17 protein-coding genes are annotated in these 18,712 nt (G+C 72.6%); 12 read left to right on the forward strand and 5 right to left on the reverse strand.

Annotated elements, in window-relative coordinates:
* The first annotated feature begins 31 nt into the window (after window positions 1-31).
* From ABD808_RS23620 to ABD808_RS23630, 3 genes are all read left to right on the forward strand, one after another.
* Window positions 32-1,213 carry an ATP-binding protein gene (locus tag ABD808_RS23620; protein ID WP_425548970.1) on the forward strand — a complete coding sequence of 394 codons (1,182 nt, stop codon included), beginning with the start codon at window positions 32-34 and terminating at the stop codon, window positions 1,211-1,213.
* 49 nt (window positions 1,214-1,262) lie between these two features.
* Window positions 1,263-1,910: a LuxR C-terminal-related transcriptional regulator gene (locus ABD808_RS23625; protein ID WP_344900280.1), complete on the forward strand. Its 648-nt coding sequence runs from the start codon at window positions 1,263-1,265 to the stop codon at window positions 1,908-1,910.
* A gap of 150 nt (window positions 1,911-2,060) precedes the next feature.
* Window positions 2,061-2,840 (forward strand): DUF4190 domain-containing protein, encoded by a 780-nt coding sequence (locus tag ABD808_RS23630; protein WP_344900282.1) that lies wholly within the window; start codon window positions 2,061-2,063, stop codon window positions 2,838-2,840.
* A gap of 54 nt (window positions 2,841-2,894) precedes the next feature.
* On the opposite strand, the gene ABD808_RS23635 is transcribed toward ABD808_RS23630, so the two are convergent.
* From ABD808_RS23635 to ABD808_RS23645, 3 genes are all read right to left on the reverse strand, one after another.
* Window positions 2,895-3,821: a serine hydrolase gene (locus ABD808_RS23635; RefSeq protein ID WP_344900284.1), complete on the reverse strand. Its 927-nt coding sequence runs from the start codon at window positions 3,819-3,821 to the stop codon at window positions 2,895-2,897.
* Window positions 3,822-3,924: 103 nt separating this feature from the next.
* Window positions 3,925-4,416 (reverse strand): SRPBCC family protein, encoded by a 492-nt coding sequence (locus ABD808_RS23640; protein WP_344900286.1) that lies wholly within the window; start codon window positions 4,414-4,416, stop codon window positions 3,925-3,927.
* Between the two features lie 118 nt (window positions 4,417-4,534).
* The gene (locus ABD808_RS23645) at window positions 4,535-5,218 is read right to left on the reverse strand and encodes a PIG-L deacetylase family protein (RefSeq protein WP_344900494.1); all 684 of its coding nucleotides are present in this window, start codon (window positions 5,216-5,218) and stop codon (window positions 4,535-4,537) included.
* Window positions 5,219-5,408: 190 nt separating this feature from the next.
* Between ABD808_RS23645 and dhaK the strand changes: the two genes are divergently transcribed.
* The 4 genes from dhaK to pcrA are packed head-to-tail and all read left to right on the forward strand — an operon-like array spanning window position 5,409 to window position 9,776.
* Entirely contained in the window at window positions 5,409-6,404 is a 996-nt protein-coding gene (dhaK, locus tag ABD808_RS23650; protein ID WP_344900288.1) for a dihydroxyacetone kinase subunit DhaK, read from the forward strand.
* A complete protein-coding gene (gene dhaL, locus ABD808_RS23655) occupies window positions 6,401-7,042 on the forward strand; it encodes a dihydroxyacetone kinase subunit DhaL (protein ID WP_344900290.1) in 642 nt (213 codons plus the stop codon). The genes dhaK and dhaL overlap by 4 nt, the downstream gene beginning before the upstream one ends.
* Window position 7,043: 1 nt before the next feature.
* Window positions 7,044-7,430 (forward strand): PTS-dependent dihydroxyacetone kinase phosphotransferase subunit DhaM, encoded by a 387-nt coding sequence (locus ABD808_RS23660; protein ID WP_344900292.1) that lies wholly within the window; start codon window positions 7,044-7,046, stop codon window positions 7,428-7,430.
* A gap of 42 nt (window positions 7,431-7,472) precedes the next feature.
* The gene (pcrA, locus tag ABD808_RS23665) at window positions 7,473-9,776 is read left to right on the forward strand and encodes a DNA helicase PcrA (protein WP_344900294.1); all 2,304 of its coding nucleotides are present in this window, start codon (window positions 7,473-7,475) and stop codon (window positions 9,774-9,776) included.
* A 42-nt stretch (window positions 9,777-9,818) separates the two neighbouring features.
* Here pcrA and ABD808_RS23670 read toward each other — a convergent pair whose 3' ends face one another.
* Window positions 9,819-11,375: a glycoside hydrolase family 15 protein gene (locus ABD808_RS23670; protein ID WP_344900296.1), complete on the reverse strand. Its 1,557-nt coding sequence runs from the start codon at window positions 11,373-11,375 to the stop codon at window positions 9,819-9,821.
* Between the two features lie 308 nt (window positions 11,376-11,683).
* Here ABD808_RS23670 and sucC point away from each other — a divergent pair, with 308 nt between their 5' ends.
* From sucC to ABD808_RS23685, 3 genes are all read left to right on the forward strand, one after another.
* Complete coding sequence (gene sucC / locus ABD808_RS23675) at window positions 11,684-12,862, forward strand: ADP-forming succinate--CoA ligase subunit beta (protein WP_344900298.1); 1,179 nt, start codon at window positions 11,684-11,686, stop codon at window positions 12,860-12,862.
* 2 nt (window positions 12,863-12,864) lie between these two features.
* A complete protein-coding gene (gene sucD, locus ABD808_RS23680) occupies window positions 12,865-13,752 on the forward strand; it encodes a succinate--CoA ligase subunit alpha (RefSeq protein ID WP_344900300.1) in 888 nt (295 codons plus the stop codon).
* A 176-nt stretch (window positions 13,753-13,928) separates the two neighbouring features.
* On the forward strand, window positions 13,929-15,716 hold the full coding sequence (locus ABD808_RS23685) for a cell division protein PerM (RefSeq protein ID WP_344900302.1): 1,788 nt from the start codon (window positions 13,929-13,931) through the stop codon (window positions 15,714-15,716).
* A gap of 7 nt (window positions 15,717-15,723) precedes the next feature.
* Here the strand turns inward: ABD808_RS23685 and ABD808_RS23690 are convergent, their stop codons facing one another.
* Window positions 15,724-16,185: a hypothetical protein gene (locus ABD808_RS23690; protein ID WP_344900304.1), complete on the reverse strand. Its 462-nt coding sequence runs from the start codon at window positions 16,183-16,185 to the stop codon at window positions 15,724-15,726.
* A gap of 164 nt (window positions 16,186-16,349) precedes the next feature.
* On the opposite strand from ABD808_RS23690, the gene purN reads away from it, so the two are divergent.
* Together purN and purH are read left to right on the forward strand one after the other, a co-directional pair.
* Complete coding sequence (gene purN, locus ABD808_RS23695; RefSeq protein ID WP_344900306.1) at window positions 16,350-17,015, forward strand: phosphoribosylglycinamide formyltransferase; 666 nt, start codon at window positions 16,350-16,352, stop codon at window positions 17,013-17,015.
* Complete coding sequence (gene purH / locus ABD808_RS23700) at window positions 16,996-18,561, forward strand: bifunctional phosphoribosylaminoimidazolecarboxamide formyltransferase/IMP cyclohydrolase (protein WP_344900308.1); 1,566 nt, start codon at window positions 16,996-16,998, stop codon at window positions 18,559-18,561. Before purN ends, purH begins: the two co-directional genes overlap by 20 nt.
* Window positions 18,562-18,712: the final 151 nt, after the last annotated feature.

The raw sequence follows: 18,712 nt of genomic DNA on the forward strand, positions 1-18,712 counted from the left end.
GGCGGCGGTGACCGCGCCGCCCGCCGCTCCGGTGCCGCCGGACGACGGGCGGCGGCTCACGCGCGCCACCGACGGCGGGCTCATCGCCGGGGTGTGCCGGGGCCTGGCCGAACATCTCGGCGTGGACGTGCTGATCGTCCGCGCCGCGTTCGTGCTGCTGACGATGGCGAGCGGCCTCGGCCTCGCCGCGTACGTCGCGTTCTGGATCCTGGTTCCGGCCGCCGAGCGTCCGGAGGAGGACGAGCGGGCGGCGTCCGGACGGCGGCGGCTCCGCGGCCGCGACTGGGGCCAGCTCGCCGCCTACGCGGCCGTCACGGTGGGCCTCGCGGTCCTGCCGTGGGGTGCGGCGGGGGCCGTCCAGTGGGCGCTGTGGCCGTTCGTCGTCGGCGGCGTCGGCGCGGCGATCCTGTGGCAGCAGGCCGACCGCGACCAGCGGCAGCGATGGACGCTCCCGCTGCGCCAGCGGTGGCTGCGCAGCCTGCTCGGCCTGCTGCTGGTCGTCGGCGGCATCGGCGGGTTCGTCGCGCAGAAGGTCGAGGCCGACCAGGCCCGATCCGTCGTGATCGCCATGCTGATCATCCTCACCGGCCTCGCGGTGATCGTGACCCCGTGGGTGGTGCGGCTCTGGCAGGACCTGGACGCCGAACGCCACGAACGGATCAGGTCGCAGGAGCGCGCCGAACTGGCCGCGCACATCCACGACTCGGTGCTGCACACGCTGACGCTCATCCAGCGGAACGCGCACGACACCCGGGAGGTGCAGCGCCTCGCCCGCTCCCAGGAACGGACCCTGCGGACCTGGCTGTACCAGCCGCGCGCCGACCCCGACCAGACCTTCGCCGCCGCGATCAGGGAGATCGCGGGGGAGGTGGAGGACGACCACGGCGTCCCCATCGAGATCGTCTGCGTGGGCGACACGGCGCTGGACGAGCGGCTCGGCGCCGCGCTCCAGGCCGCGCGGGAGGCGATGGTGAACGCCGCCAAGTACGCCGAGGCGCCGTCGGTGTCGGTGTACGCGGAGGTGGAGGGCGACGAGATCGCCATCTTCGTCCGCGACCGGGGCAAGGGATTCGACCTCGACCGTGTCCCGGACGACCGGATGGGCGTCCGGGGGTCCATCATCGGACGTATGGAGCGCAACGGGGGCAAGGCCACCGTCCGCACCGCCCCCGGCGAGGGCACCGAAGTGCGCTTGGAGATAAAGAAGAGTTGAGCGGAGCGATCCGGGGGGCGTGGGGGGTCGCCCCCCACAAGGAGGCAGCGTGACTGAGGTTGAGGCGTTGAAGAAGGTCGTGCTGGTCGACGACCACCAGATGTTCCGGACCGGCGTCAAGGCGGAGCTCGGCGGCGGCGTCGAGATCGTGGGGGAGGCCGGTGACGTCGACGAGGCGGTCGCGGTGATCAAGGCGGCGCGGCCCGACGTGGTGCTGCTGGACGTGCACCTGCCGGGCGGCGGCGGCATCGAGGTGCTGCGGCGGCTGCACGGCAGCGTCCCGTCGAAGTTCCTGGCGCTGTCGGTGTCGGACGCGGCCGAGGACGTGATCGGCGTCGTGCGGGGCGGGGCGCGCGGCTATGTCACCAAGACCATCTCCGGGCCCGAGCTGACGGACGCGATCGGCCGCGTCGCGGACGGCGACGCCGTGTTCTCGCCGCGCCTCGCCGGGTTCGTGCTGGACGCCTTCGCCGCCACCGACGTCCCCGCCGTCGACCCCGAGCTGGACCAGATCACCCAGCGGGAGCGGGACGTCCTGCGGCTGATCGCGCGCGGCTACGCCTACAAGGAGATCGCCAAGGAGCTGTTCATCTCGGTCAAGACGGTCGAGACGCACGTGAGCAGCGTCCTGCGGAAGCTCCAGCTGTCCAACCGGCACGAGCTGTCCCGCTGGGCCGCCGCCCGCCGCCTGGTCTAGCAGGGGCGGCCTGGACTGAGGCGGGCTACGTTTTCTGCCCGTTTGGTCGCCAAGAGTAAACGTTTTCCCGATAAGTGTTGATAAATCGTGATGGTCCAGTCCCGTGCCGGTTGGTCGGCGGCGTGCCCGGATGTGGGACAGTCCCTCATCATGAGCTACCCCCCTCCTCCTCCGGGGCCCGGTTATCCGGGCTCCGGACCGCAGCCGCCCTATTCGCCTCCGCCCGCGCCGCCCGGACCCGGCTACCCGCCCGGACCCGGCTACGGTGACCCCTACGCGAACAACCAGACCAACGGCATGTCGGTCGCCGCGTTCATCACGGGCCTTCTCGGCTGCTTCGGCGTCCTCGGCATCATCCTGGGATTCGTCTCCCTCCACCAGATCTCCTCGCGCGGCGGCAAGGGCCGCGGCCTCGCCATCGCGGGCATCGTGCTGTCGTGCCTGTGGATCGCGGGCGGCATCACCCTCTACGCGCTGGGCGTCGGCTCCGACAACTCGTCCTCCTCGGGCGGGGGCACGGGAAGTTCCGCGACCGCCCCGAACAAGCCGGGTGAGGTCGACGCGCGCAAGATGAAGATCGGCGACTGCATCAACGACGCCAAGGTCGCCTCCACCACCGCCGGGGAGACGGTCGAGGTCGACAGCGTCAAGGTCGTCCCCTGCACGGGCCCGCACGACGGCGAGGTCATGGCCTCGTTCCCGGTGACGGGCACGTCGATGCCGTCCGAGCAGGAGATGGTCCGGCTCGCGTCCGACGGCTGCGAGAAGCGCCTCACGCCGAAGATCCGGCGCGACCCGGCCGCGAACTCGCTGAGCATGTCGTACTACTACCCGACGTCCAGCTCGTGGCGCCTCGGTGACCGCGACATCACCTGCGTCGTGGTGTCCGCGACCGAGGGCAAGAAGCTGACCAGGCCGATCCGGACCTGATCCAGGGGTTCCCGGGCGGCCGGCCCGCCGCCCACCGCCCCGCGCGCCCCCGCACTAGGGTCCCGCGGCGCGCAGGGCCCCCACCACCTGGTCCGCCACGTGCTCGACGGTGGCCACCCCCGCCTCCATCGTCGGGCTGCCACCGCTGCACACCGCGACCAGGAAGTCGTGGCCGCCCCCGGTGATCCGGCCGACGCTGTTCACCGCCCACCCGTGCCCCTGGTGGTACACGGGCGTCCACCCGTTCTTCAACGCCACCTTCTCGCCCGGCCGCGCCGCCGCGCTGACGCCCCACGCCTGCTCGTCCAGGACGGACCCCATCAGGCCCAGGACGTAGCCGCGTCCGGGCGCCGCGAGCGGGCTCCGTTCCGACACCAGCGTCGTGAGCAGCCGGACCTGGTCGGCCGGGCTCGTCCACGACGACCCCCACGACATGGGATACGGCGTCGTGTCCGTCAACCCCAGGCGCTTGTTGGACTTCTCGACGCCCGAGCTGTTCCCGGCCTTGGAGTACAGGGCGTCCGCCGCCGAGTTGTCGCTCTCGCGGATCATCTGGCCCGCCAGCTCGCGCTCCCCGGCCGACAGGCCGATCCCCGTGCCGACTCCCGGACGTTCGCGCTGCCGTTGCAGCAGCAGGCTCGCGAGGATGTCGACCTTCATGACGCTGGCCGACACGAAGTCGCCCGCCTCGTTCTCCCCGAAGGACAGGCCCGTGCGCAGGTCGGTCGCCATCACCCCGGCCTTGCCCGGCCGCTGCCCGACATAGGCGCGGACGGCCCGCCGCAGGCCCGGCGCGTCGAGCGGACGGGCCTTCGCCCCGGTCACGGCCGCCTTCCGCCCGCCGTCCCCGCCGATCGACTCGGTGGCGCCCACGACGACGCCGTTCCGGTCCGGCTCGTTCGTGAGGAGCCAGTGGGTGGTGAACCCCACCCCGGTGGCGCCCGCCGCGAAGGTGGCGAGCACGATGATGAGACGTCGCATCGATCCCCCCGAATTCGTGCGACTCGGCTTACGTCAGCGCGTGCGTCAGCGTGCGTCAGAGCGCGCCTTCAAGACGTGCGTCAGAGCGCTTGCATGACGCGTGTCAGAGCGCGCCTGGAAGGCGGGCCGGGCAGCCCGGCTCGCAGCGCTCGGAATGCCACGCCACCCGGCGCGCGTACGCGCCGAACCGGCGGCGCAGCGCCGCCCGCGTGAACGGTCCCGTGCCGGGGAGCCCGCCGAACGCGCAGCGCCAGCGGATCAGCGTCCCCGGGAAGTGCGGCTCCAGCAGGACGTCCGCCCGGAACCGGCGCGGCGGCGTCCCGGCGAGCGCGACGTAGCCGTAGTGCCGGGGCGGATCCCAGGCCACGACCTCCTCGCGCCGCCGCGGGACGCACCGGACGGCCCCGATCCCGTTCGGATGCTCGGCGCCCGCCGTCTCCCGTCGCCCGCGGAGCCGGAACCCGCCCCACTCGCCCCAGGCCTCGGCCACGCACAGATGCTTGAAGATCACTTCTGGCGAGGCCCTGGAGACGGCGGTGGCCTCGACCTCGTGCTCCCCGCTCTCCGTCTCCCGCGCCCCGATTTCCCGTGCCATGACAACCCCCCGACTCCCGTCACCTGGGGGTGCATGCCCGAACTCGGGTCAATTACGGCTTGTAAGCGAATGTATTTGGAAAGTGACGGCGATGCGACCGGACGGGGGCCGTGTCCGCTCAGGCCGTGTTGATGACCTGGAACGACTCGGCCAGCCGCCCCTCGGCGAGACCGGCGGCCGTGGCGTTGGCCGACATCCAGTTGCGCAGCATCGTCGGCAGTTCGTCGCCCATGTGCGCGGTCTGGCTGGCATGGGCTCGCAGGGCGTTCACCTTCCGGTCGAAGCGGTCGGTGACGTCGACGTAGTGGTTCACGGTTGGGCCGCCGGTGGTCCACACTTCGCGTGCCGTCCAGGCTTCCAAGCCCTCGTCGGCGAGCAGTTCGGGGAAGGCGTACGGGTTGCGCGCGTCGGGGTACACGGCGTCGAGCGCCGCCGCCCCCACCGCGCGGTGGTCGGGGTGGCTCGGATAGATCCGCTCGTAGTTGCGTTCGGGGCTCGGCATCAGCACCCGGTCGGGCCGCACCTGCCTGATCACCCGCGCGATGTCGCGGCGCAGCCCGAGCGTCGCCTCGACCCGGCCGTCGGGCAGGCCGAGCCACCGGACGTCGCTGACGCCGACGCACTTGGCCGCCGCGCGCTGTTCGTCGCGGCGCAGCGCCGCCATCTCCGTGCGCGTGATCGTGTCGTCGAACCCGCCCGCGTCACCATCGGTGACCATGAGGTACACGACCTCGATGCCATGGTCGGTCCAGCCCGCGACCGCGCCCGCGGCGCCGAAGTCGACATCGTCGGGGTGCGCCATCACGACAAGGATTCGCTGAAGTTCACCGTCGTCCAGAACATAGGTCACGTTTCAACTTTAAAGACCCTGAACGATTACTGGTACACACGCAGATCAGGAGAGGTCGGTCAGGCCCATGATCTTTGCGGGCGGGGGCGCGGGAGACGATCGGGTCTGGGATACCGGGTCGCGCCGGGGTAGAGGATGGGGCATGCGCAAACTCATCAACGCCCCGGCGGACGTCGTCCCGGACGCGCTGCGCGGCCTCGCCGCCGCGCATCCGGAGCTGCGGGTCGACCCGGCGAACGGGACGGTCGTGCGGGCGGACGCGCCGCGCGCCGGGAAGGTCGGCCTCGTGTCGGGCGGCGGGTCGGGGCACGAGCCGCTGCACGCCGGGTTCGTCGGCCACGGGATGCTGGACGCGGCCTGCTGCGGCGAGGTCTTCACCTCGCCGGTGCCCGACCAGGTCATCGCGGCGACGATGGCGGTGAACGGCGGCGCGGGCGTGCTCCTCGTGGTGAAGAACTACACCGGCGACGTCATGAACTTCCAGCTGGCCGCCGAGCTGGCCGAGGACGAGGACATCGCGGTCACGACCGTCCTCGTGGACGACGACGTCGCCGTCGAGGACAGCACGTTCACCGCCGGGCGGCGCGGCACCGGCGCGACCCTGTTCGTCGAGAAGATCGCCGGTGCGCTCGCCGAGGAGGGCGCCGACCTGGCCGCCGTCGCGGCGGTCGCGCGCGAGGTGAACGAGCGCAGCCGGTCGTTCGGGGTCGCGCTGTCGTCCTGCACCGTCCCGGCGGCCGGGACGCCCACGTTCGACCTGGGCGAGGACGAGATGGAACTCGGCATCGGCATCCACGGCGAGCCGGGCCGCGAGCGCGTGAAGGTGGGCACCGCCGCGCGGATCGTGGACGCGGCGCTCAGCGCGATCGACGCCGACATGCCGCTGTCCGGGTCCGAGGTGCTGGTGCTGGTGAACGGGATGGGCGGGACGCCGCTCATCGAGCAGTACATCGCCTACGCGGAGGCCGCCGCCTGGCTGGAGGGGCACGGCGCGACCGTCGTCCGCAGGCTCGTCGGGCCGTACGTGACGAGCCTGGAGATGGCCGGGTGCATGATCAGCGTGTGCCGGACGACGCCCGAACTGGTCCGGCTGTGGGACGCGCCCGTCGAGACGCCGGGCCTGCGGTGGGGCCGATGACGAACGTCGATCTCGCCGGGTGGATCCGGCACGCGGCGGAGCTGGTGTCCGCCGACGCCGACCGGCTCACCCGCCTGGACGCCGCCATCGGCGACGGCGACCACGGCCACAACCTCGACCGCGGGTTCCGCGCGGCCGTCGACGCGCTGCCCACCGACGACGTCCCGCCGGGGAAGGTGCTGGTCGCGGCGGGCCGGGCCATCGTGTCCAAGACCGGCGGCGCGTCCGGGCCCCTGTACGGGACGGCCCTGCGCCGCGCGGGCAAGGCCCTCGGCGACGCGGAGGACGTGGACGCCGCCGGGTTCGGCGCCGCGCTCCACGCCGCCCTGGACGGCGTCCGCGACCTGGGCAAGGCGGAGGACGGCGACAAGACGATGGTCGACGCGCTGGCCCCCGCCGTCGCCGCCTACGACACGGCGCTGGCGGACGGCGCCGACCTCGCGGCCTGTGTCCGCGCCGCCGCCGACGCGGCCGCCGTGGGCGCGGAGGCGACGATCCCGATGCAGGCCCGCAAGGGCCGCGCCAGCTACCTGGGCCCCCGCAGCGTCGGCCACATGGACCCGGGAGCCTCGTCCACGGCCCTCCTCCTACGCGCCCTGTCTGATACCACGGGGTCGGACATCACCGGAAAGGCATGACGTGGTCGGCATCGTGATCATCTCGCACAGCCGGACGCTCGCGGAGGGCGCCGCCGAGGTGGCCCGCGCCATGGGCGTCGGCAAGGCCGTCGTGGAGCCCGCGGGCGGGGACGCCGAGGGCGGGCTCGGCACCAGCATCGACCTGGTCGAGACCGCGGTCGCGGCGGCCGACGACGGTGACGGCGTCGTGCTGCTGGCCGACATCGGCAGTTCCGTGCTCACCGCGAAGCTGCTCGTCGAGGACAGGGACGGTGAGGGCGTGCTGCTCGCCGACGCGCCGCTCGTCGAGGGAGCGGTCGCCGCCGCGTCCATGGCCGCGACGGGCGCGGGCCTCGTCGCCGTCCACGCCGCCGCCGAAGAGGCGTCCGGGCACCGCAAGACACGCTGATCTCCGCCGAAGTGTCCGTCCGGAGCCGTAGACTCGCACATGATGTCGAAGACCGAAGCCAGCCCCTTGCTCGATGGCCTCAACCCGCAGCAGCGCGCCGCCGTGCTGCACTCCGGCGGTCCGTTGCTGATCGTCGCGGGCGCCGGGTCGGGCAAGACCCGAGTGCTCACCCACCGCATCGCGCACCTGCTCGGCGAGCGCGACGCCCATCCCGGCCAGATCCTCGCGATCACCTTCACCAACAAGGCCGCGGCCGAGATGAAGGAGCGGGTGGACGCCCTGGTCGGGCCGCGTTCGCGCGCCATGTGGGTGATGACGTTCCACTCGGCGTGCGTGCGGATCCTGCGCCGTGAGGCCAAGCGGCTCGGGTTCCCCACGAGCTTCTCGATCTACGACCAGGCCGACGCGAACCGGCTGATGGCGCTCGTCTGCCGCGAGCTCGACCTCGACCCGAAGCGGTACCCGCCGAAGGCGTTCAGCGCGCAGGTGTCCAACCTGAAGAACGAGCTGATCGACTACGAGACGTTCAAAGCGCGGGCGTCGACGCACATGGAGCAGACGCTCGCCGAGGCGTACGAGATGTACCAGGCGCGCCTCCAGCAGGCCGGCGCCATGGACTTCGACGACCTGATCATGATGACGGTCAACCTGATGCAGGTCTTCCCGGAGGCCGCCGAGCACTACCGGCGCAGGTTCCGGCACGTCCTGGTCGACGAGTACCAGGACACCAACCACGCCCAGTACGAGCTGGTCAGGGAGCTGACCGCCCCCATTGCGGTTGCCGGGGGGTCTGGGGGGTCGTCCCCCCAGGAGGAGCAGGTCGAGGGGGTCGGGGCGGCCGAGCTGTGCGTGGTCGGTGACGCCGACCAGTCGATCTACGCGTTCCGGGGCGCGACGATCCGCAACATCCTGGAGTTCGAGCGCGACTACCCGGACGCGACGACCATTCTGCTGGAGCAGAACTACCGGTCCACGCAGACGATCCTGTCGGCCGCCAACGCCGTCATCGAGCGCAACGCCGACCGCAAGCCCAAGAAGCTCTGGTCCGACCAGGGCGAGGGCCACAAGATCACCGGCTATGTGGCCGACAACGAGCACGACGAGGCCGCGTTCGTGGCGCGCGAGGTCGACCGGCTCAGCGACGAGGGCGACGCGCGTCCCGGCGACGTCGCCGTGTTCTACCGCACCAACGCGCAGTCCCGTGTCTTCGAAGAGGTGTTCATCCGGGTCGGGCTGCCGTACAAGGTCGTCGGCGGCGTCCGGTTCTACGAGCGCAAGGAGATCCGCGACGCGCTCGCCTACCTGCGCTGCCTCGCCAACCCCGAGGACACCGTCTCGCTGCGCCGCATCCTGAACGTCCCGAAGCGCGGCATCGGCGACCGCGCCGAGGCGTGCGTCGAGGCGTACGCGTCCCGTGAGCGGATCTCGTTCTGGCAGGCGCTGCGCGTCCCGGACGAGGTGCCGGGCATGGCGACCCGCTCGATCAAGGCCGTCCGCGACTTCGTCGTCCTGCTGGACGAGCTGCGCGCCGCCGCCGAGTCCCTCACCCCCGCCGACCTGGTCGGCGAGGTGCTGAAGGCCAGCGGCTACCTCGCCGAGCTCCAGGCCTCCAAGGACCCGCAGGACGAGACCCGCGTCGAGAACCTCCAGGAGTTCGAGGCCGTCGCCCGCGAGTTCGAGGAGCGCCTGGACGGCGAGCCCGCCGAGGGCCGCCTGCCCGAGTTCCTCGAGCAGGTGGCGCTGGTCGCCGACGCCGACTCGATCCCCGGCGGCGCGAAGGGCGGCCCGGTCCCGCCCGGCGAGCAGCCCGCCGAGACAGAGGGCGGCGTCGTGACCCTGATGACCCTGCACACCGCGAAGGGCCTGGAGTTCCCCGTCGTCTTCCTCACCGGCATGGAGGACGGCGTCTTCCCGCACCTGCGCGCGATGAGCAACCCCAAGGAGCTCGAAGAGGAACGCCGCCTCGCCTACGTCGGCATCACCCGCGCCCGGCAGCGGCTCTACGTGTCGCGCGCCGCGATGCGCAGCTCGTGGGGCGCGCCGCAGGTCAACCCGCCGTCCCGGTTCCTCGGCGAGGTGCCGACGACGCTCGTGGAGTGGGAGCGCGAGGCGTCGTCGACGTCGGGGTCGGCGATGGAGCGGATGGCGTCCCGGCCGGGCGTGCGGTCGCCCGGCAACCGCGCGGTGCCGTCGCTCACGCCCGGCGACAAGGTCACCCACGACGCCTTCGGGCTCGGCACGGTCGTGTCCGTCTACGACGCCGGGCAGAAGGCCAGCGTCGACTTCGGCGGCGAGTACGGCGTCCGCACCCTGGTCCTCCGCTACGCCACCATCGAGAAGCTCTGACGGTCGCCCGGCGTAGTCGCCCGGCCTAGTCACCCGGTGCGGTCACCTGGTGGGCGGCACGGGCAGCGGCTTCTCCAGCGCGGAGACGCTGAGCAGGACGAGCGACGCCGTCCAGCCGAGCGGGGCGGGGCCCGCCTGCCCGCCGCTCGGGCCGACCTTCTCCGGCAGGACGCCGAGGGGCGTGCGGTGCTCCGACAGCCAGTCGAGACGGCCGACCGCCGCCGCCGTCCGCCCGGACGCGGCGTCGGTGAGGCCGAACATGGCGGTCTCCGGCGTCCAGGCGACGTTGGGGGTCCCCGACCAGTGCTCGCCGGGCAGGACGCCGCCGTTCGGCAGCGCCTGCTTGCGCTGCGCGTCGCCGATCGCGGCGGTCACGGCCGGGTCGGCGGGCGCGAACGGCGGCGCGAGGAACGTCACCGACGTGTCCATCAGCCCGTCGCGGATGGGGGAGCGCGGGTAGCCGTAGGGGGCGAACTGGCGGGCGACCGCGTCCGACACGCGCCCTGCGGCCCGCTCCCACTCGACGGCCTTGCCGTCCTCGCCGCGCGCGCGGGCGAGGCCCGCCGCCGAGCGCAGCCCGGCGAGAACAGGCCCGACGACGCCGAGCGTGGGGCGGCGCGGGTCCTCCTCGCGGCGGTGGTCGCGCTCCCAGTAGTCGGACGAGGCAGGCGGCAGCCCCTCCGCGTCCAGCGAATGGGCGAGATGGTCGGCGGCGCGCCGCACCATCGGCCACAGCTCGGGCAGTTCGTCGTCGAGCGGGCCCGTCTGGACGCGGTAGAACCACGTCGCCCACAGCACCCAACCGACCGAGTCGAGCTGCGGCGCCCGGCCGTCGGCGACGGCCGTCCCGTCGGGGTTGTATCGGGCGGCCCACATGCCGTCGCCGTGCTGGGCGCGGGCGAGGAACCGCAGGACGCGCCGCGCCTCGGCCGGATGCCCGGTCACGGTGAACGCGGCGGCGGCGAACGCGGAGTCGCGGGGCCACGAGTAGCGCCACTTCGTGTACCAGGACGCCAGGGACGCGCCGTTCGGCCGGGTGAGGAGCCGCAGGTCGAGCAGAGCGCGCGCGGACATGTCGCGGTAGCCCCTTGGCTTGCCGGTGGCGGGGTCGACGCCGCCGCCCGGGACGGTGCCCTGCGCCAGCCACGCGCTGTCGGACCGGACCGCCTGCGCGACGCGCGGGTCCGACGCGTCCACGGTGATGGGCGTGTCGCCCCCGGACGGGATGAGCCGGACGCGCCCGTCCCCGAGCCGGACGACCGAGCTGTCGGGCAGGTAGGACGCCCCCGCCGCCTCCTCGGGCGACAGCGGGGCCCCGGCGAACGGCCAGCCGCCCCCGCCGACGAGCCCGGGACTCGCCCAGCCGGACCCGGCCGGGTCGGGCACGGTGGCACCGCCGGTCGCGATGAGCGCCGCCACGAGGAGCAGGCCGGTGACACGCCGGAACGTCCGCGCGGTCGCGCGTTTCGCCAGCCGTTCGCGGCCCGGACTCCGGCGATCCGGGCGCCCGCGCGCGGGCGACGGCGCGAGAAGAGGCCCGGCCGCGACGATCCCGCTGGGCGCGGCCTCCTCCAGGACGGCGTCATTGGGCATCGCCATGCGTCGCCCCCCTTTACCGCACCGGCACCGGACGGGTGTCCGGAATTCAAAATAAGTACATCAAACCAAGTCCAGCGGTTCATCCTCCTCACGAGCCACCCGTGTCCTCCTCGAAGGTGAGGCGCACACCCGTCAGTAGCACATCCTGACCTGGGATGCTCACTGGCGGGGCCCCGACGGCTCCATCATGGTGATGGGTTGACTAGGCTGCGTCGACGGAGCGGACCGCACAGTGCCGGCCGCACGGACTCCCGTGTAACCCCCACTCGTGTGGTCGATCGACTGTCGATCCGTTAAGGAACGTCCTCGTGGACCTGTTCGAACATCAGGCGAAGGAACTCTTCGCCGAGTACGGGGTACCGGTGCCCACCGGCAAGGTCGCCCATACTCCCCAGGAAGCCCGGGCCATCGCGGCGGAGCTGTTCGCCGCGGGAAGCTCGAAGGTCGTGGTCAAGGCCCAGGTGAAGACCGGCGGCCGCGGCAAGGCGGGCGGCGTGAAGCTGGCCGACTCCGCGGACGAGGCGCAGCAGCTCGCCGAACGGATCCTCGGCATGGACATCAAGGGCCACACGGTCCACAAGGTCCTGGTCGAGGAGGGAAGCGCGATCGCGAAGGAGTTCTACTTCTCCTTCCTGCTCGACCGCGCCAACCGCACCTTCCTGTCCATCTGCTCCGTCGAGGGCGGCGTGGAGATCGAGGAGGTGCCGCACGACCGGCTGGCGCTGGTGCCGATCTCGCCGCTGGACGGCGTCGACCGGGCCAAGGCCCGCGAGATCGCCCAGCAGGGCCGCCTCCCGGAGGAGGCCGTCGAGGGCGCCGCCGAGCTGATCGAGCGGCTCTGGGCGGCGTTCACCGACGAGGACGCCTCCCTCGTCGAGGTCAACCCGATGATCCTCACCGCCGACGGCCAGGTGAAGGCCCTCGACGGCAAGGTCACCCTGGACGACAACGCGGCGTTCCGCCAGGAGCACGACCGCTACGAGGACAAGTCCGCCGCCGACCCGCTGGAGGCGGCGGCGAAGGCCAAGGACCTCAACTACGTCAAGCTCGACGGCAGCGTCGGCATCATCGGCAACGGCGCGGGCCTCGTCATGTCCACGCTGGACGTCGTCGCCTACGCGGGCGAGGAGTTCGGGGGGCAGCGGCCCGCCAACTTCCTCGACATCGGCGGCGGCGCGTCCGCCGAGGTGATGGCGAACGGGCTGGAGATCGTCCTGTCGGACGCCGCCGTGAAGTCGGTGTTCGTGAACGTCTTCGGCGGCATCACCGCCTGCGACGCCGTCGCCAGCGGCATCGTGTCGGCGTACAAGCTGCTGGCCGACCGGGGCGAGGCCGTCAACCGGCCGCTCGTCGTCCGGCTGGACGGCAACAACGCCGAGCTCGGACGCACGATCCTCAACGACGCGGCGCTGCCCGGCGTCCAGCAGGTCGACACCATGGACGACGCGGCCAGGCGCGCCGCCGAACTCGCAGCGGCAGGTGCATGATCATGGCCATCTGGCTCACCGAGAACAGCAAGATCATCGTGCAGGGCATCACGGGCTCCGAGGGCAGCAAGCACGGCCGCCGGATGCTCGCCGCGGGCGCGCAGGTCGTCGGCGGCGTGAACGCCCGCAAGGCAGGCCAGACCGTCGACTTCGACGGCACGACGCTGCCGGTCTTCGGCACCGTCAAGGAGGCCATGGCCCAGACGGGCGCCGACGTCTCCGTCGTGTTCGTCCCGCCGAAGTTCACCAAGGACGCCGTCGTCGAGGCCGTCGACGCGGAGATCCCCCTCTGCGTGGTCATCACTGAGGGCATCCCCGTCCACGACACCGCCTACTACTGGGCGTACGCCCAGTCCAAGGGCGACAAGACCCGCGTCATCGGGCCGAACTGCCCCGGCATCGCCTCGCCCGGCAAGTCGAACGCGGGCATCATCCCCGCCGACATCACCACGCCGGGCCGGATCGGCCTCGTGTCCAAGTCGGGCACGCTGACCTACCAGATGATGTACGAGCTGCGCGACGTCGGCTTCTCGACCTGCGTCGGCATCGGCGGCGACCCCGTCATCGGGACGACCCACATCGACGCCCTCAAGGCGTTCCAGGACGACCCGGAGACCGACGCCATCGTCATGATCGGTGAGATCGGGGGGGACGCCGAGGAGCGCGCCGCCGCCTACATCGAGCAGCACGTGACCAAGCCGGTCGTCGGCTACGTCGCCGGGTTCACCGCGCCCGAGGGCAAGACCATGGGCCACGCGGGCGCCATCGTCTCCGGTTCCGCCGGGACGGCGCAGGCGAAGAAGGACGCCCTGGAGAAGGTCGGCGTCCGCGTCGGCAAGACCCCGAGCGAGGCCGCCGTGCTCATGCGGGAGATCATGAAGAACCTCTGACGCACGCCGTCCCACCGAAAGACGCCCGAGCCATTCACCGGCCGGGCGTCTTTCGTCTTTCGTCGTCCAGTCGGGTCCGGTCCGGTCCGGTTCGGTCGCGTCCGGTCGCGGACGGCGAACGCGACACGCCGCGCGAGGGGGACGGCCGGACGCGGGGGTGGTGCCAGCATGGGCGCGTGAGCGATGCGAGCCCTGGACAGCGTGCGACCCCCGGCACGGCGGGACGGGCCGCGCGGCGCCCGCCGGACCGCCCGCCCGAACGCGCCCCCGAGCGCCCGCAACCGGAGCCGCAACCGGCGGTGGCGCGGCCGCTGTACGTGACGGGCCTGGTCGCGGCGCTGTGGTGCGTGGGCATCGGGCTCGCCGTGCTCACCACCATCACGCTGATCGGATGGATCGCGGCGCCGAAGACGGCGTTCGGTGACGGAATGTCCGGGGTGTTCCGGACGGCCGTCAACTTCTGGCTCGTCTCCCACCACGCGGGCTTCTCCTACGGGCAGGGACGGGTCGGGCTGCTGCCGCTCGGCGTACTCGTCCTGCCCGGGGCGCTGCTGTACCGGGGCGGCGGGTGGATGATCCGCGCGGCCGGGCCGCTGCGCCCCCGGGCCGCCGTCATGCGCGTCGCGATCGCGCTGGCCGCGCCCTACGCCGCGCTGGCCGTGCTGCTCGCGCTCGCGGCCTCGTCCCCGGAGGCGAAACCGTCGGTGTGGCAGGCGCTCGTCGCGTGCTTCGTCGTCGCGATCATCGCGGGCGGGCTCGGCGCCGCGCGGGCCGTCGTCGCCGCGCAGGTGGCGGCGGAGGCGAAGGGACGGCGCGTCAGGTCCGGGCTCGGCGCCCTGCTGCGGCTGCTGCCCGACCGGCCCCGCTCGCTCGTGATCGGCGTGTCCGGCGCGCTGTCGGTGCTGCTCGCGTCGGGCGCGGTGCTGGTCGGCGCGTCCCTCGCCGCGCACACCGGCGACGCCGACCACCTGTACGACATGCTCGCCCCCGGCGTCGTCGGCGGCGTCCTGCTGCTGCTGGTCGAGCTGGCGTTCCTGCCGAACGCGGTGATCTGGGGGATGGCGTACGCGGTCGGCCCCGGCTTCTCCGTCGGCGCCCGGACGAGCGTGTCGCCGACCGGGGTGTTCCTCGACCTCGTCCCGGCGTTCCCGCCGCTCGCGGCGCTGCCCGAGCCGGGGCCCGCGCCCGCCGTGTCGCTGGTCGCGCTGGCCGCCCCGTTCCTCGCGGGCGCGGTGGGCGGCGTCCTGACGATCAGGTCGCTGCCGACCCCGGTGTCGGAGGGCGCGCCGCTGTGGGGGTTCGTGTCCGGGGCGCTGACGGGCGCCGTGGTGGCGCTGCTGAGCGCGCTGTCGGGCGGGCCGCTCGGCGACGGGCGGATGGCGACGATGGGGCCGTCCGCCTGGCAGGTCGGGCTGCTCGCGGCGCTGGAGGTCGGCATCTCCGCGGCGATCGCGGCCTGGGCGGCGAACGCACTGGTCCTGCGCCGCGCCGACCGCGAGGCCGAGGAGCCGCCACCCGAGGCCCCCAAAGTGGAGAAGAAGGCGGAGAAGAAGGCCGCCAAGCCGAAGGCGAAGAGGCAGGTGCGGGACGTCCCGGCGCCGGTGCCGTTGTCGGCGCCCGTCCCCGGCGACCACGAGGAGAGGGCCCCCGAACCACCACGGACGCCGCAGAGGGTGACTCCCGCCCCCGATCCCTTGCAGTTCGAGGAGGCCGAACCCGTCCTCGCGCCGCGCCGTTCCGCGCGACGCCGCGTGGATCCGCTGCCCGACCTGGTCGAAGAGCCGCCGGAGCCCGAACCGCCCCCGGAGAGCGCGGACGTCCTGGACGGCTACGTCGTCGACGACCCGGACCCGGAACCCGAGCCGCCCGCGCCCGTCCCGCCGCCGCGCGAGGACCCGGGACGCACCGAGACCCGCGGCGGAGCCATCTACGTCCTACGCGAAGACTCAGACCAGGACGAGTGAACCGGTCTCAGAGCAGGTCGCCGTACTTGTCCATGTAGCCGGACGGAAGGCCGAGCTTGTCCTCGATCCGGGGGTAGTACTCGCTCTTGCAGGCCTTCTCGTCGGCGGTCGTGTTGGACCCGGCGACGCACTTCTGGTAGCCGTTCAGCTCCGTCCACAGGTACGCCGTGACCGAGACGAACAGCAGCGAGAACGCCAGGCCGACCGCGCCGAGCACGATGCCGGGGACGGCGCCGGGCTCCGAACCCTGTGCGCGCCGCGCCGTCCGGTGGGCGCGGACGCCGACGACGAGCGCCGCGACGCCCAGCACGAGGCCGAGCGGGTAGAAGAAGAACGCGGTCAGCAGCGCGATGGCGCCGAGCCACAGGGCCCGCCGACCGGTTCCCTTGCGCCGGTCCGTTTCCTTGTGGGGGGCCGACCCCCCACTCCCCCCAGGAGGGCCTGTGCCCGCGGACGGCTGCTCGCTCACGTTCGGTTCCTCCTGGGCCTGGTGCGTGGGCACGGTACGTGGACATGGTGCGTGGGCATGGTGCGGTTGGACGTGACCCCGTCCGTTCGCGATGGCGTCGGAGCGGCCCGATAGGCTGCTGGTCGGCCTGAACGGCCGATCCCGTCGTCCACCAGGGAGTCACGGTGTCCGCCCGGCTCGTCGTCCTCGTCTCCGGCGCGGGGACCAACCTACAAGCGCTGCTCGACGCCTGCGCGGATCCAGCCTACGGTGCCGAAGTCGTCGCCGTGGGGGCGGACCGCCACGATACCGGCGGAATCGCACGCGCCGAACGGTCCGGTCTGCCCGCGTTCACCGTCCGCATCCCGGATTTCCCGTCCCGCGACGACTGGGACGCCGCGCTGACCGACGCCGTGGCGGCCCACGAACCCGACCTGGTGGTGTCCGCCGGGTTCATGAAGATCCTCGGCCCGCGCTTCCTGGCCCGGTTCGGCGGCCGGACGGTCAACACCCATCCCGCGCTGCTGCCGTCGTTCCCCGGAGCGCACGCCGTCCGGGAAGCCCTGGCGTACGGGGTGAAGGTGACGGGCTGTACGGTTCACTTCGTCGACGAGGGGGTCGACACCGGGCCCGTGATCGCGCAGGAGACCGTCCCCGTGCACTGGCACGACGACGAGGACGCCCTGCACGAGCGGATCAAGCAGGTGGAGCGGCGGCTCCTGGTCGACGTCGTCGGACGGCTCGCCCGCGACGGCTGGACGGCGCGCGGCAGGCGCGTCTCGTTGAAGTGCAGAACGTGTGGAACGTCCGATCGAGAGGGGAGCCCCGCGGGTGAGTCGGGTGGCGATTAAGCGCGCGCTGATCAGCGTGTACGACAAGACCGGGCTGGAGGAGCTGGCCCGTGGCCTGCACGAGGCGGGCGTCGAGATCGTCTCGACCGGGTCCACGGCCGGGCGGATCGCGTCCGCCGGGGTGCCGGTGATGCGGGTCGAGAAGCTCACCGGGTTCCCCGAGTGCCTGGACGGCCGGGTCAAGACCCTGCACCCGAAGGTGCACGCGGGCCTGCTCGCCGACCGCCGCAAGCCGGACCACCTCCAGCAGCTCGACGACCTCGCGGTCGAGCCGTTCGACCTGCTGATCGCGAACCTGTACCCGTTCACCGAGACCGTCGCGTCGGGCGCCACGCCGGACGAGTGCGTCGAGCAGATCGACATCGGCGGCCCGGCGATGGTCCGCGCCGCCGCGAAGAACCACGCGAGCGTGTCCGTCGTCGTCGACCCGGCCGCGTACGGGGCCGTTCTCGACGCCGTGCGCGCGGGCGGTTTCACGATCGAGGAGCGCCGCCGTCTCGCCGCGCGGGCGTACGCGCACACCGCGTCCTACGACGTGGCCGTCGCGTCGTGGTTCGCGAGCGCCTACGCCCCCGACGAGACCGCCGCCGACACGAACTGGCCCGACTTCCTCGGCGCCACCTGGGAGCGCGCGAACCCGCTGCGGTACGGCGAGAACCCGCACCAGCGCGCCGCCCTGTACCGCGTCCCGGGCGAGTCCGGGCTGGCGGGGGCCGAGCAGCTGTACGGCAAGGAGATGTCCTACAACAACTACGTGGACACCGACGCCGCCCGCCGCGCCGCCCACGACTTCGCCGAGCCCTGCGTCGCGATCATCAAGCACGCCAACCCGTGCGGCATCGCGGTCGGCGCCGACATCGCCGACGCGCACCGTCGGGCGCACGCCTGTGACCCGGTGTCGGCGTACGGCGGCGTCATCGCGGCGAACCGTCCCGTCACCGCCGCGATGGCCCGGCAGGTCACCGAGAGCTTCGCCGAGGTCGTCATCGCCCCGGCGTTCGACGACGAGGCCGTCACCGTCCTGAAGGACCGGTTCAAGAACATCCGCCTGCTCGTCTGCCCCGACGTCCCGGCGGGCGCCACCGAGTACCGCCGCATCGACGGCGGCCTGCTCCTCCAGGGCGTCGACCGGGTGGACGAGCCGGGCGACGACCCGTCCGGCTGGGAGCTCAAGACCGGCGAGCCGGCCGACGAGGCCACCCTCGCCGACCTGGCGTTCGCGTGGAAGGCGATCCGGTCGGTGAAGTCCAACGCGATCCTGCTCGCCTCCGGCGGCGCGACCGTCGGCGTCGGGATGGGCCAGGTCAACCGGGTCGACTCCGCCAAGCTCGCCGTCGCGCGGGCCGGAGCGGAGCGGGCGGCGGCCTCGGTCGGCGCGTCCGACGCCTTCTTCCCGTTCCCGGACGGCCTTGAGGTGCTGACCGAGGCGGGCGTCCGCGCCATCGTCGAACCCGGCGGTTCCGTCAACGACGACAAGGTGATCGAGGCCGCCGCCAAGGCCGGAATCACCCTCTACTTCACCGGCGTAAGGCACTTTTTTCATTGAGCTTTTCTCCTCCTTCGGCCCGGGGGGCCTCCATCGTCGAAAAACTCGTGCGATCGCTGCATCGCTCTCGACTCGCCTAGCGGCTCGCTTCGCGATCAGGTTCTCGCTGGCTCGAACCTGCCTTCGGACGCGATCGCAGTGGTCAGGGTTT

Origin of the sequence: Actinomadura meridiana, from assembly GCF_039537545.1 — a bacterium.
Taxonomy (GTDB): Bacteria; Actinomycetota; Actinomycetes; order Streptosporangiales; family Streptosporangiaceae; genus Spirillospora; species Spirillospora meridiana.